This is a genomic window from Streptomyces sp. NBC_00775 (assembly GCF_036347135.1).
In the GTDB taxonomy this organism is placed as follows: Bacteria; Actinomycetota; Actinomycetes; order Streptomycetales; family Streptomycetaceae; genus Streptomyces; species Streptomyces lutosisoli.
This window is the reverse complement of record NZ_CP108938.1, coordinates 10,184,514-10,201,534: the sequence shown is the minus strand read 5'-3', so window position 1 is coordinate 10,201,534 and position 17,021 is coordinate 10,184,514. Positions and strand designations below refer to the sequence as shown.

The following is a 17,021-nucleotide window of genomic DNA, read 5'->3' as shown; positions in this document are numbered from 1 at the left end:
CATGGGATCCGTCCACAGCGGCATGTCCGCCGTCGATCTGGGAACCGAGGGCTGGGAAAAGCCCTGGAGCGGCACGAACGGCGGAAGCTGTGTCGAGGCCAAGCGGCTGCCCGACGGCAGCGTCGCCTTCCGTCAGTCCAGGGACCCGGAGGGGCCCGCGCTGGTCTACTCCCGGGACGAGATGATCGCGTTCCTCCAGGGCGCCAAGTCCGGGCAGGCCGACTTTCTGATCGCCTGAGCACCACCACCGCGTGGCCCTGAGGCCACCACTACGCCCGCACAACCGGACAACCCGCACGGCTACTCCCCCCGTGCGGGTTGTCCCCTGCACACTGGGGGAGTCGGTCGTCCGGGAGGGAGTGGGTGCGGGGATGATCCTCCACCAGGCCCTCGCCCAGTGCCGGACGCTGGTCGTCGAGGGTCCCGACGGCATCGGCAGAAGCGGTCTGATCGCCGAACTGGCCCGGCACGGATTCATGATTCGCCGCTCGCCTGGGCACCTTCACCATGTGAATCCCACCCAGCCTTACCGCGAACTCCTCGCCGCGCCGGGGCGGTTGGCCGTCGACGGCGGTCTCGTCCACGAGCTGGTCTACGGCCCGCTGCGGCGCGGGCGTTCCCGGGTGACGTGGATCCAGGCACTCGACTTCGCGGAAGCGGTGGCCGAACGCGACGGCGCCCTCATCCATGTGACGGGCGAGACGGACGACACCGAGGCGGTCGACGCGTACGAACGGGCGCTGCGCACCCTGTCCCAGCATGTCCCCGTGGTCACCCTCGACGCGGCACAACTGGGCCGCCCGATCCGCGCCCCCGCCACCCCACAGCCCCAACTCGGGGGCTGCACACAGGCGTTGACGATAAGTTAGAGACCGACCGAGTGACGTACGGCAGGAGACTTCCCATGGCAGACGGCCACCCCACCCCCGACCAAGAAGCGCTGTCCAAGATCGACACCACGGTGCCGCACTCGGCTCGCATCTGGAACTACTGGATGGGCGGGAAGGACAACTACGAGGTCGACCGGGTGGCGGGCGATGCCTACCGCGAAGTCGCCCCGAACATCGAGACGATGGCCCGCGCCTCCCGCGGTTATCTGATCCGCACCGTCACCTTCGTGGCCGGCGAACTCGGCATCCGACAGTTCCTCGACATCGGCACCGGCCTGCCCACGTACGACAACACCCACCAGGTCGCCCAGCGCGTGGCGCCCGAGTCCCGGATCGTCTACGTCGACAACGACCCCTTGGTGCTCCGGCACGCCCAGGCGCTGCTGACCAGCACCCCCGAGGGCGTGACCGACTACATCGACGCGGATCTGCACGAGCCCGAGAAGATCATCGAAGCGGCGAACCGCATCCTGGACTTCGACCAGCCCGTCGCCCTGATGCTCATGGGCATCCTCGGCCACATCCAGGACTACGAGGAGGCCAAGTCGATCGTCCGCCGCCTCCAGGCCGCCCTGCCCTCCGGCAGCTACTTCGTGCACTACGACAGCACCGACACCGACGCCGCGCTCAAGGAGGCCCAGCAGGGCTACGACGACACGGGAGCGATCCCGTACGTCCTGCGCAGTCCCGAGCAGGTCAGCGCCTATTACGAGGGGCTCGAACTGGTCGAACCCGGCATCGTGTCCTGCCCGCTGTGGCGCCCGGAGCCCGGTTCCTCGCCCGAGCCCACGGACGTCCACGGGGGCGTGGCCCTCAAGCCGTGATCAGGCCTGTGCCGCCGGTTCGATGTTCTGGTTGAGGCGGAACAGGTTGTCCGGGTCGCGGTCGGCCTTGATGCGGGCCAGGCGGGCGTAGTTGTCGCGGTAACTGGCCCGCACGCGCTCCTGGCCCTCGTCCATCATCATGTTGACGTAGGCGCCGCCCGCGGAGAACGGGTGCAGGGCGTCGGAGTAGTCGACGCTCCACCGCTTGATGAGCTCGGCATGGGCCGGGTCGGGGTCCACGCCCGCGAACACGGAGGCCCAGCGCGCGTCACGGTAGCTCCACGCGGTGTCCGTCGGGGCGTGGTCGTGCACGGCGCCGTCGATGGGGTACAGATGCATCGTCGACTTCCATGTCGGCAGTTGGGCACCGAACTTGGCGTGCAGGTCGATCGCGTCGCCGGGGATCTCGTTGACGAAGTCGGCCCGCCAGTACCACTGGTCGCCGGGCGGGTAGACCCCGTCGAACGCCGACTGGATGGCGGGGTGCGGCATCGGCGCGGGGCCGTGCAGCAGCGGTGCGGGCAGGGCGTCGAGCAGGGGTGCCATCTCCCTGGCCGCCGCCTCCGTGTCGTCCCCGACACGGCACCACACGACGCCGCAGACCTTGCGCAGATGGATCTCCTCCGGGAACGGCGGGCCCGGCGGGACGGATCCGAACAGGAAGAAGGCGCTCAGCTCGCGTGGCGCGTGCGGGATGAAGTCGCGGTAGGCGGCGAGGACTTCGGCACCGAGTTCGACGGGCCAGAAGGTGGGCCCCGCGACGACATTGCTCACCTCGTGCAGGCGGAACACGAACGAGGTGACGACGCCGAAGTTTCCCCCGCCCCCGCGGATCGCCCAGAACAGGTCGGCGTTCTCGTCGGCGCTCGCCCGCACGGACTCTCCGTTCGCCAGTACGAGGTCGGCCTCCAGGAGATTGTCGATGGTCAGCCCGCAACTGCGGGTGAGGTGCCCGAGGCCGCCGCCCAGCGTGATGCCGCCGACGCCCGTCGTGGAGATGATGCCGCTCGGTGTGGCCAGACCATGTGCGTTGGTGGCACGGTCGACCTCGCCCCACACGCAGCCTCCGCCGACGCGTACCGTGCGGGCCTTCGGGTCGACCTCGACGTCCTTGAGCGGGGAGAGATCGAGGACCACGCCGTCGTCGCAGGTGCCCAGGCCCGCTCCGTGATGGCCGCCGCCGCGCACCGCGAGCGGGAGGCCGTGGTCGCGGGCGAAGCCCACGACATGGGAGACGTCCTCAGCGCCGGTGCAGCGAGCCACCAGGGCGGGCCGTCGGTCGATCATCGCGTTGTACACGGTACGGGCCTCGTCGTACCCGGAGTCGTCCGGTCCGATCAACTGCCCTTTGAATCCCGCCAGTTCCTGGCGTGCCGCCTGTGCCGGTGTGATGGACATGCGCATCCCCCGTGTCTGGGGACCGGTTCCGGGGTCCCGTGTCCGGGTCCCCGTCTTTTCCAGTCTCCCTCTGATGAGTCCGATACGCCCGTTCTAGCCCGGTTCCCGGTATGCGGATATCCGTGCCCGCCACCCACCTCGCGCCCGGCGGCTACCTAGGGATGGGCCAAGAAGTCGTCCCGGAAGTGTGACGTGAGAGCGAACGGCTCCTGCGGGACATCGTGGTGCAGCAGACTCACCTCCGACGGCGGTCCTGGGACCAGTGAAACGCGCGCTCTGGATCAGCACGAAGGATCACACCAGGACCGCCGTCGCCGCGATCCATCGCCACAGCAATCCCCCCTTGCGCGAGGTCCTCAGCCTTCGGCGGCGGGAAGCATGCCCAGTTCCACCGCTCGCGCGGCGGCCTGGCGCCGGCTTCGGACGCCGAGTTTGTCCAGGACGGCGGAGACGTGGTTGTCGACCGTGCGCACCGACACCACCAGCTTGTCCGCGATCTCGGGGTTGGTCAGCCCCTCCGCGAGCAGCCGCACGACCTGCAGCTGGCGCTCGGTGAGACCGGCGGGATTCTCCCGTGTCACCGCGAGCGGGCCCCGCGGGATCCGGCGTATTCCGAGCGCGCGCAACTCCCCGCGGACCAGGCGGGCGAGCGGCTCCGCACCCAGCGCGTCCAGAGCGGCGAGCGCGGTCAGCTTGTCCTCGGGATCAGGGCTCTCGGCAAGGGCGGCGGCATGCTCGTACGGGCACCCGGCCGCCGCCCAGATCTGGGCGGCCTCGCGCCAGTGGCCCGCGGTCTGGAGAGCGTACGGGTGCTCCGAACCGTCCGCCTCGACCGGATGCCCGGCCTTGGTGAGCCAGTAGCCGAGCTCCGCCCGGTGCGGCATGGCGGAGAGCCGATGAGCCTCCGCGAACACCGGGCCGGCGGCCTCGGCCACCGCGAGGTGATCGCCTCGCAGCCAGGCCGCCTCGGCCAGGGCCGCCGCGACCGGTCCGGTGCGCTGGAGCTCGCTGCTGCGCACCGCGATCTCCCAGGCCTGGGTGAGCAGTTCGTCACCGCCGCTCCTGCCGCGGCGGACTCGTACGCGTGCCAGCACGGTCAGCGCGGGGCAGCGGGCGGGCACGAAGTCGTGTGCGCCGGCCTCGGCGTACTTCTCGGCGTCGTCCCAGGCCCCGGCGGCGAGTTGCCGCAGCGCCATCTCGACGTTGAGATAGCTGAGGAAACCCAAGTGCTCGGCCCGGTCCGCCAGTTCCATCGCCGGGGCCAGGAAGCGGTCGGCCTCGGCGAAGTCGAGGTTTTCCAGCAGGGTCCAGATGATGTTGGCGTAGGCGCGGCACGCGTGCTCGACCTCGCCCGCGCCCAGGGCCACTTTCAGGCTCTCCTCCACCTGCGCCCGTCCCCGTGGGTCGCCGGTCCGCCAGCGGGCGGAGCCGACGTTGTTGAGGGCGTGCGCGAGGATCTCCAGGTCGCCCGCCCGGCGGGCCAGGGCGATGGCGCGCTCACCGACGGCGATCGCCTGCGCATGCCGGTCGGACAGCATGTGCAGCTGGGAGGTGTTGCTCAGCGCCAGGGCGAGCAGCCGGTCGTCACCCGCCTCTTCCAGTACGGCGATGGCTTCCCGCGCGGCCTCCCGCGCCTCCTCGGCGTCACCGGCCCACCAGTGGATCCTCGACAGCCACCGCAGATCCGCACCGAGCGCCCGCGCGTCTCCCAGGGACCTGCGCAGCGCGACCGCCTCCCGCTCGGCGCGGACGGCGGCCCCGGAGTCCGCGATCGTGTAGCTCTCCACGGCGTATCGCTCAAGGAGGCCGGCCAGCTCAAGTGGGGTATGGCGCTCGCGCTGCCGCAGGACGAGCCGCAGGTGGGCGGCGGCTTCGCGGTGTGCGCCCGCACGGGAGGCGTCCCGGGCGGCGTCGGGTCCGTAGCGCGCGATCGCCTCCTGGTCGCCGGCCTCCGCCGCGTGATGCACGATCCGTGACGCGTCGGAACCCGGCAGGGCGACGAGTGCGGCGAGCACGTCCCGGTTCAGTTCGATCCGCCGTGCGGCGGGCAGTGAGTCGGCGATGGCACGGCGGATCAACTCGTGCCGGAAGCCCGCCCGCTCCGGCGTGACGACCAGCAGCCCGCGCCGCTCGGCCGCCGCCAGCTCGGCCATCCCTTCTGTCAACAGTGCGTTGACCAGGGGGCGTTCCACCGCGGACGGCACCACGGCCAGCTGCTCCAGCGCGTCCCGGGTCCCCTCGTCCAGCCCCCGCAGCCGGGCCAGTACGGCGTCCACCACCGTCGGAGGCACGCTGCCGGTGCCACCGGCAGCCACCACCTCGGCGACGAAGAACGGATTGCCCGACGTCACCTCGTACACCTCGGCCGGATCCAGTCGGCTGGCCGCGCTCAGCCTGCGTACGGCCTCCGGCGAGAGCCGGGACAGCGGCAGCCTGTGCACCCGCTCCGCCCGGGACACCTGGCCGAGCAGATGACGCAGCGGGTGCTCACGGCCCAGTTCGTCGTCCCGGTATGTCAGGACCAGCACGGCCGGGAGCCGCTCCACCCGGCGGACCAGGAAGCGCAGGGCGTCGAGCGACGCCTCGTCGGCCCAGTGCACGTCCTCGACGACGAGTATCGCGGGGTGCGGTGCCCCTCTCAGCTCGATGCGCAGGGCGTCGTACACCCGATGACGGTCGCCGCCCTCGGTGAGCGCCTGTGCCAGTTCCGGGCCGACGCTTCCGACGAGGTCACGGAAGGGTCCCAGTGGCCGTCGCGTCGCGAGATCATCGCACTCCCCCAGCAGCACCCGCGCCTCGGGTGGCATGACCTCCGGCAGGGCCTTCACCAGGCTGGACTTGCCGATACCGGCCTCGCCGAAGACAAGCGCCACCGATCCGGCGCCGTCGGCCGCTTCCCGCGCGGCGGCAGCCAGTCGGGCGAGCTCGTGGTCGCGTTCGAGGATCCCCCCATCCACGGCGCAATTCTGGCACAGCCACGCTTTTCCGGCGGGGTCTCGGCGAACTCGCGGGCGCCGGGTGTACGGGTGTACGGGTGAGGAGTTTGCCCGAATCAGGTCGCGGACCGCCCGCGCCGCGTCTCGGTCCGGTGCGGGCGGGACAGCAGCACGAGACTGCGGGGTTCGACACGGACGTCGGTGTCGGCCTTGCGTTCCGACTCGTCCGGCAGGCCCTGCGGATCGGCGGTGTCGATCCGCACCGTCCATCGCTCGCCGTAGCCGGCGTCCGGCAGGCGGAAGACCACGGGCTCCCAGTAGCTGTTCAGGAGCAGCAGGAAGGAGTCGTCGGCCACGGGGTCGCCGTACGGGTCGGGCTCGGCGATGGCGTCGCCGTTGAGGAAGACGGCGACGGCGTGGGCGTCGGGGCGCGCCCAGTCCTCGTCCGTCATCTCGCGGGCGTCCGGCCGCAGCCACATCAGGTCCGGCAGCGGCTGATGCTCGTGCGTCGCGGTGTCGCCGAGGAAGAAGCGGCGGCGCCGCAGTACCGGGTGGGCGGCCCGCAGGGCGATGGCGCGGCGGGTGAACTCCATGAGCTCGCGCTGGTCGTCGCTCAGGTTCCAGTCGATCCAGGAGATCTCGTTGTCCTGGCAGTAGGCGTTGTTGTTGCCCCGCTGGGTGCGGCCGAGTTCGTCGCCGTGGGCGAGCATCGGAACGCCCTGGGACAGCAGCAGGGTGGCGAGGAAGTTGCGCTGCTGGCGGGCGCGCAGCTCCAGCACCCCCTCGTCGTCCGTGGGGCCTTCGACGCCGCAGTTCCAGGAGCGGTTGACGCTCTCGCCGTCCCGGTTGTCCTCGCCGTTGGCCTCGTTGTGCTTGTCGTTGTACGAGACCAGGTCGCGCAGGGTGAATCCGTCGTGCGCGGTGACGAAGTTGATGCCGGCGCGCGGCCGCCGCCGGTCGTGCTGATAGAGGTCGGACGAGCCGGTCAGCCGGGACGCGAACTCACCGAGCGTGTGGTCGCCGGCGCGCCAGAAGTCCCGTACGGAATCACGGTACTTGCCGTTCCACTCGGACCACAGCGGCGGGAAGTTGCCCACCTGATAGCCGCCCTCACCCACGTCCCAGGGCTCGGCGATCAGCTTCACCCGGCCGACGACCGGATCCTGCTGGACCAGGTCGAAGAACGCCGACAGCCGGTCCACCTCGTGGAACTGCCGTGCCAGGGTGGCCGCGAGGTCGAAACGGAACCCGTCGACGTGCATCTCGGTGACCCAGTACCGCAGCGAGTCCATGATCAGCTGGAGCACGTTGGGGTGCCGCATCAGCAGACTGTTCCCGGTCCCGGTGGTGTCGTAGTAATGCGCGCGGTCGCCTTCCACCAGACGGTAGTACGAGGCGTTGTCGATGCCCCGGAAGGAGAGCGTGGGGCCGTGCTCGTTGCCCTCGGCCGTGTGGTTGTAGACGACGTCGAGGATCACTTCGAGGCCGGCCGCGTGCAGCGCCTTGACCATCGACTTGAACTCGGTGACCTGCTGTCCGCGGGTGCCGTGGGCGGCGTAGGCGTGGTGCGGCGCGAAGAAGCCGATCGTGTTGTAGCCCCAGTGGTTGGACAGCCCGCGGTCGCGGAGGAAACCGTCCTGGGCGAACTGATGCACCGGCATCAGCTCGACGGCCGTCACTCCCAGCGAGGTCAGGTGCTCGACGACCGCCGGGTGGGCCAGTCCCAGATAGGTACCGCGCAGTTCGGCCGGGACCTCGGGGTGCGTGCGGGTCAGACCGCGCACATGGGCTTCGTAGATCACCGTCTGCGCGTACGGGTGCCTCGGCGGACGGTCGTCGCCCCACTCGAAGGCCGGGTCGGTCACCACGCCGAGCAGGGTGTGACCGGCGCTGTCGGCCGGGGAGGGCCCGTCGGGTGTCTGCTCGAAGAGCGAGGCGTCGTTGTCGGCCTGTCCGTCGACCGCCCTGGCGTACGGGTCGAGCAGCAGTTTCGCCGGATTGCACCGGTGGCCGGCGGCCGGGTCCCAGGGGCCGTGCACCCGGTAGCCGTAGCGCTGCCCCGGGCCGACGCCGGGGAGGTAGCAGTGCCACACGAAGCCGTCGACCTCGGTCAGCGTGACCGTACGAAAGTCGCCGGACACGCCGGACGCGCCGATCAGGACGAGATCGACGCGTTCGGCGACTTCGGTGAACAGGGCGAAGTTGGTTCCTTCGCCGTCGTATGTCGCGCCCAGTGGATAGGGGCGCCCGTTCCAGGTGCGCACGTGATCACCGTACGGCGATCACGGCCGCGGTGCCGTCACAGCGTCCGCTGATGGCGGTGACCGCGTAGCTGCCGTCATGGGATCACCCGACGGCGACGGCAGCCTCCTTCTCGTCGAGGGGGCCTGCGAACGCCGGCTCCGGCAGCGGTACCTCGCGAGGCGCCTGTCGCGCCTCGCGCAGGCTGGGCGCGGGTGCGGCCGGGACCAGCGGGGCGCGTTCCGCGGCCCGGGCCCGCCACGAGAACCAGATGATCTTGCCGCCGGCGCCGGTGGCGCAGCAGCCCCAGCCGTCACTGAGCGCGGCGATCTGCGCGAGGCAGCCCTGCGGCGCGTTGTGCGGGCGGATGTCCTGGCTGTTGTCCGAGACGGCCGCGATGAGGTGCTGGCCGTTCCACCACATCTCGATGGTCGTGTTCTTGTCCGCCGCGTGCTCCTCGATCGTATGGAGCAGCGCCTCGGCGCAGTGGCAGACGGACTCGACGAGATTTTCCAGATTCCAGTACCGGAGGTGCGCGGCCAGAATGCGCCTGACCTGCCCGACCCTTTCCGGGCTGACCTCCACGTCGAGGTGGTAATAGCAGGGCACTGCAGCTTTCATCGTCGTTGGCTCCTCACCGGCGAAGCTCTTGCTTCTCCTCGCCCCTGCGGGCCGAGCCCCGAACACGAAGCGTGAGCAATGATCGCTTCTGAGTCAGTCCCAGAGTGAGAGTGCTACTCCATTCGTGCAACACGAGAGCGCCCCCCAATATTGTTGAAGACCTAACAAGACGCTCGGTGGCGGTACGGGCACCATGAGTGAGAGCTCTGATCTCCGTAATGGATCGGTGCCTCTGCGTGCACGGCCCTCACCCGCCATCCAGGCGAGCCGTGCGCGGTCCAAAGAGTGGGAAGGTGACCAGCGTGATGCTGCTGCCTGCCAAAGCCGAGGTCGCCAGGCATCTGGAGCGATACCGGGCCTGGGAACGCCTGTTGCTCGCGGCCCCCGCCGACCACGAGGTGCGGGGCAATTTCGAGAACACCGGGTACACCCTGTGCGTCCTGATGGGGAAGCGCTGCGCGCGGGAGGCCGCGGACGCCGCCGAGCACTATCTGCGGGATGTTCCGGCACGGATCTGAACCGGTTCGGCGTGACGCGGATCCCAACCGCGGGTTGGGCTCAACGACGGCGGAGGCGAAACCCATGGACACAACCCCGGACACCGGCCGCATCCCGATCGTGGATGTCCGTCCGGTCGTCGAGTACGGCAGCCGCCCCGCGAAGGCGGTCGCCGGCGAGACCTTCGAGGTCACCGCCACCGTCTTCGGCGAGGGCCAGGACGCGGTCGCCGCCAATGTCGTGCTGCGCGACCCGAGCGGCCGCCTCGGCCCGTGGACGCCGATGCGCGAACTCACCCCCGGCAGCGACCGATGGGGCGCGCACGTCACACCGGACGAAATCGGCCACTGGACCTATCTGGTGGAGGCCTGGAGCGACCCCGTCGCCGCCTGGCGCCGCGCCGCCGAGATCAAGGTCCCGGCCGGGATCGACCTCGGGCTGACCCTGGAGGAGGGCGCCGCCCTGTACGAGCGCGCCGCCGCGGGAGTACCGGAGCCGACGGGCCGGGACGTGGTGCTGGCCGCCGCGAACGCCCTGCGCGACGAGTCCCGGCCACCGGCCGCCCGACTCGCGGCCGCCCTCACCCAGGAAGTGGACTCCGCCCTCGCCGAGCACCCGCTGCGTGAACGACTCACCCGCTCACTGCCGTTGCCCCTGCTCGTGGAACGGAAACGGGCGCTGTACGGCGCGTGGTACGAGTTCTTCCCCCGGTCGGAGAACGGGCAGCCCGAGAGCGGGCTGTCGGAGAACGGACGGCCGGTCCCGCCGGTGCACGGCACCTTCCGTACGGCCGCCGAACGCCTGCCCGCCATCGCGGAGATGGGCTTCGACGTCGTCTACCTGCCCCCGGTCCACCCCATCGGCACGACCTTCCGCAAGGGCCCCAACAACAGCCTGTCGGCGAGCTGTTCGGATGTCGGTGTGCCCTGGGCGATCGGCTCCCCGGAGGGCGGCCACGACACCGTCCACCCGGATCTGGGCACGATCGACGACTTCGACGCGTTCGTACGCCGGGCAGCGGACCTGAACCTCGAAGTCGCCCTCGACTTCGCCCTCCAGTGCTCCCCCGACCATCCGTGGGTGGAGAAGCACCCCGAGTGGTTCCACCACCGGCCGGACGGCACGATCGCGTACGCCGAGAACCCGCCGAAGAAGTACCAGGACATCTATCCGATCGCCTTCGACGAGGACATGCCGGGGCTGATAGCCGAGACCGTACGGCTGCTGCGCTTCTGGATGGATCACGGCGTCCGCATCTTCCGCGTCGACAATCCGCACACCAAGCCGGTGGTGTTCTGGGAGCGGGTCATCGCCGAGATCAACCGCATCGACCCGGACGTGATCTTCCTGGCGGAGGCGTTCACCCGCCCGGCGATCATGCACCGGCTCGCGACGGTCGGTTTCCAGCAGTCGTACACGTACTTCACCTGGCGCGACACCAAGGAGGAGCTGACCGGCTATCTCACCGAACTCTCCGGTGAGACGGCCGCGTTCATGCGCCCCAACTTCTTCGTCAACACCCCCGACATCCTGCCCGGCTACCTCCAGCGTGGGGGTCGGCCGGCCTTCGAGGTACGGGCCGTGCTCGCCGCGACTCTCTCACCGGCGTGGGGGATGTACTCCGGATACGAGCTGTGCGAGAACACCCCCGTCAAGCAGGACAGCGAGGAGTATCTCGACTCCGAGAAGTACCAGCTGCGGCCGCGCGACTGGACGTCGGCCGAACGCGAGGGCAGGTCGATCGCGCCGCTGATCACCCGGCTGAACCGGATCAGACGGCGTCACAAGGCCCTGCACGAGCTCAGGAACCTCCACTTCCACTCGGCGGACAACGACGCCCTCATCGCGTACAGCAAGCGCACGGGCGACGACACGGTTGTGGTGGTGGCGAACCTCGATCCTCACCACACCCAGGACGGCACGGTCTCGTTGGACATGCGGCACATCGGCCTGGACTGGGACAAGTCGGTGCCGGTGCGCGACGAGCTCACCGGCGAGACCTACCACTGGGGCAGGGCCAACTATGTGCGTCTGGGACCGGGCGGTGCGCATGTGCTCACCGTCGGCCCCTCGTCGCGGATCGGAGCGTCACCCGCATGATGGTCAACGAGCCCGTCCCGGACACGTTCGAGGACACACCGGTCAAGGACCGCGATCCCGAATGGTTCAAACGCGCCGTCTTCTACGAGGTCCTGGTCCGCTCCTTCCAGGACAGCGACGGCGACGGTGTCGGCGACCTCAAGGGCCTCACCGCGCGACTGGACTATCTGCAGTGGCTGGGCGTCGACTGCCTGTGGCTGCCCCCGTTCTTCAAATCGCCCCTGCGCGACGGCGGGTACGACGTCTCCGACTACACCGCGGTGCTGCCGGAGTTCGGTGACCTGGCGGACTTCGTCGAGTTCGTGGACGCCGCCCATCAGCGCGGCATGCGGGTGATCATCGACTTCGTGATGAACCACACCAGCGACCAGCACCCGTGGTTCCAGGAGTCGCGGTCGAATCCGGACGGCCCCTACGGCGACTACTACGTCTGGGCCGACGACGACAAGCAGTACCAGGACGCCCGCATCATCTTCGTCGACACCGAGGCCTCCAACTGGACCTTCGACCCGGTCCGCAAGCAGTACTTCTGGCACCGCTTCTTCTCCCACCAGCCGGACCTCAACTACGAGAACCCGCGAGTCCAGGAAGAGATCCTGGCGGCACTGCGCTTCTGGCTCGATCTGGGCATCGACGGCTTCCGTCTCGATGCGGTGCCGTACCTCTACCAGGTCGAGGGAACCAACTGCGAGAACCTCCCCGCCACCCATGAATTCCTGAGGCGGGTCCGTACCGAGATCGACGCCCTCTATCCGGACACGGTGCTGCTGGCGGAGGCGAACCAGTGGCCGGAGGACGTGGTCGACTACTTCGGCGACTTCCCCTCGGGCGGCGACGAGTGCCACATGGCGTTCCACTTCCCGGTCATGCCGCGCATCTTCATGGCCGTCAGGCGTGAGTCGCGCTACCCGGTGTCGGAAATCCTCGCCAAGACCCCGGCGATCCCCTCCAGCTGCCAGTGGGGCATCTTCCTGCGCAACCACGACGAACTGACCCTGGAAATGGTCACCGACGAGGAACGCGACTACATGTACGCGGAGTACGCCAAGGACCCGCGGATGCGCGCCAACATCGGCATCCGCCGCCGCCTGGCCCCGCTCCTCGACAACGACCGCAACCAGATCGAACTCTTCACCGCCCTGCTGCTGTCCCTGCCCGGCTCGCCGATCCTCTACTACGGCGACGAGATCGGCATGGGCGACAACATCTGGCTCGGCGACCGCGACGCCGTACGCACCCCCATGCAGTGGACCCCCGACCGCAACGCCGGCTTCTCCTCCTGCGACCCCGGCCGCCTCTTCCTCCCCACGATCATGGACCCCGTCTACGGCTACCAGGTCACCAACGTCGAGGCGTCGATGTCGTCACCCTCGTCGCTCCTGCACTGGACCCGCCGCATGATCGAGATCCGCAAACAGAACAAGGCATTCGGCCTCGGCTCCTACACGGAACTCCAGTCCTCCAACCCGGCGGTCATCGCGTTCCTGCGCGAATACCAGGACGACCTCGTCCTGTGCGTCCACAACTTCTCCCGCTTCGCCCAGCCCACCGAACTGGACCTCCGCGTGTTCGACGGACGCCACCCTGTGGAGCTCATCGGCGGGGTGCGGTTCCCGGCCATCGGTGAGCTTCCGTACCTGCTGACCCTGGCAGGACACGGCTTCTACTGGTTCCGGCTGCGGCGCGCTGTCGCACCCGGCGCCACCAGGCGTTCCTGACCGTGTGCTGCCGCCCGCTCCCTCAGCCCACATGCCTCAGGCTCCCCCAGCCCGCATGCCTCAGAAAGGACGTGTCGCCATGGCGAAGACCGCACTGCACCGTCCCAGCGGCCTCGGCACCGCTCCGCTGCTGACCTCGCTCGCCGAGCTGCTGCGTGCTTGGCTGCCTCGGCAGCGCTGGTTCGCGGGCAAGGGCAGGCCCGTCACCGATCTGAGCCTGATATCAACGACCGAGCTGTACCCGGGGTGCCTCCATCTGCTGGTCCGCACCGAACACCTCGGCCCGCCCGCCCACGGCGGCCCCGGCACTCCCCCGCCCGACGACTGCTACCAACTGCTCGTCGGCGTACGGGACGTCCTGCCGCCGCGTCTGGCCCACGCCGTCATCGGACGGGCGAGCGCGGGCCCGCTGGCCGACCTGATCGTGTACGACGCCCTCCACGACCCCAGGGCGGCAGGCCTGCTCCTGGAGCGCCTGCGCCGGCCGGGCACACTGGGCCCACTGCGCTTCGAGCGCGACACACGCGTGACGGTGCCCGCCGGTCTCGCTCCGCGTCTCCTGGACGCCGAACAGTCCAACACCTCCCTGGTGTACGGGGATTCGTTCATCCTGAAGATCTTCCGCCGCGTCCAGCCCGGCATCAACCCCGACCTGGAGGTGCCGTGGGCGCTGGCCCGGCAGGGCTGTACCCGCGTGCCCGCTCCCGCTGCGTGGTTCCGGACCTCGCGACCGCAGGAGGCGACACTCGGCGTTCTTCAGCCGTACCTGCGCGAGGCCGCGGACGGCTGGACTCTCGCGCTCGAGTCCCTCTCCCTGGGGCGGGAGTTCACCGAGGAGGCGTACGAACTGGGACGGGCGACGGCCGAGGTGCATCTCGCACTGGCCTCAGCCTTCCCCGTCGATATGCCAAGCCCCCGCCAGAACAGGCACCTTGCGGCTGCGATGAGTGAGCGTCTCGACGCCGCGGTCCGATCCGTTCCCGAACTCCGGCCGCATGCACCGGGCTTGCGGTCCGCCTTCGACGCGCTCGCGGCCCTCGACGGGGCGGTCCGTCCCGCACAGCGGATTCACGGCGACCTCCACCTCGGCCAAGTCCTGCGGGCCCGACAGCAGTGGTCCGTCATCGACTTCGAGGGCGAGCCGGCCCGCCCGCTCACCGAACGCCGACGCGTCCAGTCCCCCGTGCGCGATGTCGCGGGCATGCTGCGCTCCTTCGACTACGCGGCCCGTTCCCGCCACCCATGGCGTCCCGAGTGGGCGCAGAGCTGCCGCGAGGCCTACTGCGCGGGCTATGCCGCCGAGGCGGCCTGGGACCCTCGCGAGGAGCCCGAGCTGCTGCGCGCGTACGAGACGGACAGGGCCGTGTACGAGGTGCTGTACGAGGCGAGACACCGTCCTGACTGGCTGCCCGTGCCGATGGCGGCGGTCAGGCGTCTCGCCGAACGCTGCTGAAGGCCCTCCGGCAGTGCTGCCCCACCCGCCCGTATCCCCCCTCTTGAGGAGGCTGACGTCGTGACAGTTCGCACCGCATCGGTGAATGTCCAACCGGCCGCCGCCGCTTCGTTGGACGCGACAGACCGGGGGCGACTGCTGTCGGGCGCCCACCACGATCCGCACGCGCTGCTCGGCGCACACCCGGTGCCGGGCGGCGTCGTCTTCCGGGCGCTGCGGCCGTTCGCCCAGGCGGTGGCCGTGGTGATCGATGGAACGCGTACGCGGCTGGACGACATGGGCGACGGGCTCTTCTCCCGCGTACTGCCGCTCGACACCATCCCCGAGTACACGCTGTTGGTGACGTACGACGGCACCGAGTCCGAGGTGCGGGACCCGTACCGTTTTCTGCCCGCACTCGGCGAACTCGATCTCCACCTGATCGGCGAGGGCCGGCACGAGGAGCTGTGGACCGCGCTGGGCGCCCACCCGATGACCCACGAGGGCGTCCTCGGCACCCGCTTCACGGTGTGGGCCCCGAACGCTCAGGGGGTCAGGGTCTGCGGGGACTTCTGCCACTGGGACGGCAACACGGGATTCCCGATGCGCTCGCTCGGCTCCTCCGGGGTGTGGGAGCTCTTCCTTCCCGGCTTCGGCGAGGGCACGCTCTACAAGTTCGACATCACCCGCCCCGACGGCACGCACACGCTGCGCGCCGACCCGATGGCCCGGCGCACCGAGGTGCCTCCGGCGACGTCGTCGATCGTGACGGAGTCGTCCCACGTGTGGGCGGATGCCGAGTGGATGGCGGGCCGGGCGGCGGAGCACTCTGTGCACGAGGCTCCGTTCTCGGTCTACGAGGTGCATCTGGCGTCCTGGCGACCCGGGCTGACGTATCGCCAACTGGCCGAACAACTACCGGCGTACATCGGCGACTTGGGCTTCACCCATGTGCAGTTCATGCCGGTGGCCGAGCACCCCTTCGGCGGATCGTGGGGCTACCAGATCACCGGGTTCTACGCGCCGACGGCGAGGCTGGGCACCCCGGACGACTTCAAGTACCTGGTGGACGCGCTGCATCAGGCCGGCATCGGCGTCCTGATGGACTGGGTACCCGCCCACTTCCCGCGCGACGACTGGGCGCTGGCCGAGTTCGACGGCCGACCGCTCTACGAGCACGAGGACCCGCTACGGGCCGCGCACCCCGACTGGGGCACCCTGGAATTCGACTACGGACGCCGCGAGGTCCGCAACTTCCTCGTCGCCAACGCCGTCTACTGGTGCGAGGAGTTCCACATCGACGGCCTGCGCGTCGACGCCGTCGCCTCGATGCTCTACCTCGACTACTCCCGCGAGCCGGGCCAATGGGTCCCCAACGAACACGGCGGCCGCGAGAACCCCGACGCCGTCGCCTTCCTCCAGGAGATGAACGCCGCCGTCTACCGCCGCAACCCGGGCGTCGTCACCATCGCGGAGGAATCCACCGCCTGGGACGGCGTCACCCGGGCGACTTCTGAGGGGGGTCTGGGCTTCGGCCTGAAGTGGAACATGGGCTGGATGCACGACTCGCTCGAATACGTGCAGCGCGATCCGATTCATCGCCAGTACCACCACAACGAGATGACGTTCTCGATGGTGTACGCCTACAGCGAGAACTACGTCCTGCCCATCTCCCACGACGAAGTCGTCCACGGCAAACGCTCACTCGTGTCGAAGATGCCCGGCGACTGGTGGCAACAACGCGCCAACACCCGCGCCTACCTCGGCTTCATGTGGGCCCACCCCGGCAAACAACTCCTCTTCATGGGACAAGAATTCGCCCAGGGCGCCGAATGGTCCGAAGCACACGGCCCCGACTGGTGGCTCCTCGACCCCGCCTACGGAGCAGAACCGGACCACCGGGGCATACGCGACCTCGTCCGCGACCTCAACACCGTCTACACCCGCGAACCCGCCCTCTGGCAACGCGACACCGACCCCACCGGCTTCACCTGGATCGCCGGCGACGCCGCCGAGGACAACGTCTTCGCCTTCCTCCGCCACGACGCCCACGGCACACCACTCCTGGCCGTGTCCAACTTCTCCCCCGCCGTCCGCCACGCCTACCGCCTCGGCGTCCCGGAGGACATCCCCGCCTGGCACGAGATCCTCAACACCGACGCCGCCCGCTACGGCGGCAGCAACGTCCTCAACCAGGACCCCGTCAAACCCGAACCCCACCCCACCCACGGCCGCCCCACCAGCATCCAACTCACCCTCCCCCCACTCGCCACCCTCTGGCTCCGCCCCGCCTAAACGTTCTTCGCCCCGCCGCCCCTACCCGACCCATCCCCAGGGGCTCCGCCCCTTCAACCCCGTTCGGC

11 protein-coding genes and 1 pseudogene are annotated in these 17,021 nt (G+C 69.6%); 8 read left to right on the top strand and 4 right to left on the bottom strand.

The genetic code is table 11. From position 1 onward, the window contains the following. Window position 1 precedes the first annotated feature (1 nt). From OIC96_RS45345 to OIC96_RS45335, 3 genes are all read left to right on the top strand, one after another. The gene (locus OIC96_RS45345) at window positions 2-238 is read left to right on the top strand and encodes a DUF397 domain-containing protein (RefSeq protein WP_327426220.1); all 237 of its coding nucleotides are present in this window, start codon (window positions 2-4) and stop codon (window positions 236-238) included. A 133-nt stretch (window positions 239-371) separates the two neighbouring features. Next, a complete protein-coding gene (locus tag OIC96_RS45340) occupies window positions 372-869 on the top strand; it encodes a hypothetical protein (protein ID WP_330302209.1) in 498 nt (165 codons plus the stop codon). Window positions 870-904: 35 nt separating this feature from the next. Beyond that, window positions 905-1,714, top strand: coding sequence for an SAM-dependent methyltransferase (locus tag OIC96_RS45335; RefSeq protein WP_330302210.1), 810 nt, complete (start codon window positions 905-907; stop codon window positions 1,712-1,714). On the opposite strand, the gene OIC96_RS45330 is transcribed toward OIC96_RS45335, so the two are convergent. The 4 genes from OIC96_RS45330 to OIC96_RS45315 form a co-directional block, all read right to left on the bottom strand. Further along, window positions 1,715-3,112, bottom strand: a complete 1,398-nt coding sequence (locus tag OIC96_RS45330) for an FAD-binding oxidoreductase (protein WP_330302211.1) — start codon at window positions 3,110-3,112, stop codon at window positions 1,715-1,717. Between the two features lie 356 nt (window positions 3,113-3,468). After that, window positions 3,469-6,069: a helix-turn-helix transcriptional regulator gene (locus OIC96_RS45325; RefSeq protein ID WP_330302212.1), complete on the bottom strand. Its 2,601-nt coding sequence runs from the start codon at window positions 6,067-6,069 to the stop codon at window positions 3,469-3,471. 95 nt (window positions 6,070-6,164) lie between these two features. Then, window positions 6,165-8,312 carry a glycogen debranching protein GlgX gene (glgX, locus tag OIC96_RS45320; RefSeq protein ID WP_330302213.1) on the bottom strand — a complete coding sequence of 716 codons (2,148 nt, stop codon included), beginning with the start codon at window positions 8,310-8,312 and terminating at the stop codon, window positions 6,165-6,167. Between the two features lie 82 nt (window positions 8,313-8,394). Next, window positions 8,395-8,910 carry a pep a2 gene (locus tag OIC96_RS45315; protein WP_330302214.1) on the bottom strand — a complete coding sequence of 172 codons (516 nt, stop codon included), beginning with the start codon at window positions 8,908-8,910 and terminating at the stop codon, window positions 8,395-8,397. 305 nt (window positions 8,911-9,215) lie between these two features. Here OIC96_RS45315 and OIC96_RS45310 point away from each other — a divergent pair. The 5 genes and pseudogenes from OIC96_RS45310 to glgB form a co-directional block, all read left to right on the top strand. Continuing rightward, window positions 9,216-9,407, top strand: a pseudogene (locus OIC96_RS45310) (DUF5133 domain-containing protein); the annotation flags it as partial. Window positions 9,408-9,492: 85 nt separating this feature from the next. After that, a complete protein-coding gene (locus tag OIC96_RS45305; protein ID WP_330302215.1) occupies window positions 9,493-11,508 on the top strand; it encodes an alpha-1,4-glucan--maltose-1-phosphate maltosyltransferase in 2,016 nt (671 codons plus the stop codon). Continuing rightward, entirely contained in the window at window positions 11,505-13,226 is a 1,722-nt protein-coding gene (gene treS, locus OIC96_RS45300; protein ID WP_330302216.1) for a maltose alpha-D-glucosyltransferase, read from the top strand. The genes OIC96_RS45305 and treS overlap by 4 nt, the downstream gene beginning before the upstream one ends. A 79-nt stretch (window positions 13,227-13,305) precedes the next feature. Continuing rightward, a complete protein-coding gene (locus OIC96_RS45295) occupies window positions 13,306-14,679 on the top strand; it encodes a maltokinase N-terminal cap-like domain-containing protein (protein WP_330302217.1) in 1,374 nt (457 codons plus the stop codon). Window positions 14,680-14,739: 60 nt separating this feature from the next. Continuing rightward, entirely contained in the window at window positions 14,740-16,953 is a 2,214-nt protein-coding gene (gene glgB / locus OIC96_RS45290) for a 1,4-alpha-glucan branching enzyme (RefSeq protein ID WP_406501265.1), read from the top strand. The last annotated feature ends 68 nt before the right edge of the window (window positions 16,954-17,021 follow it).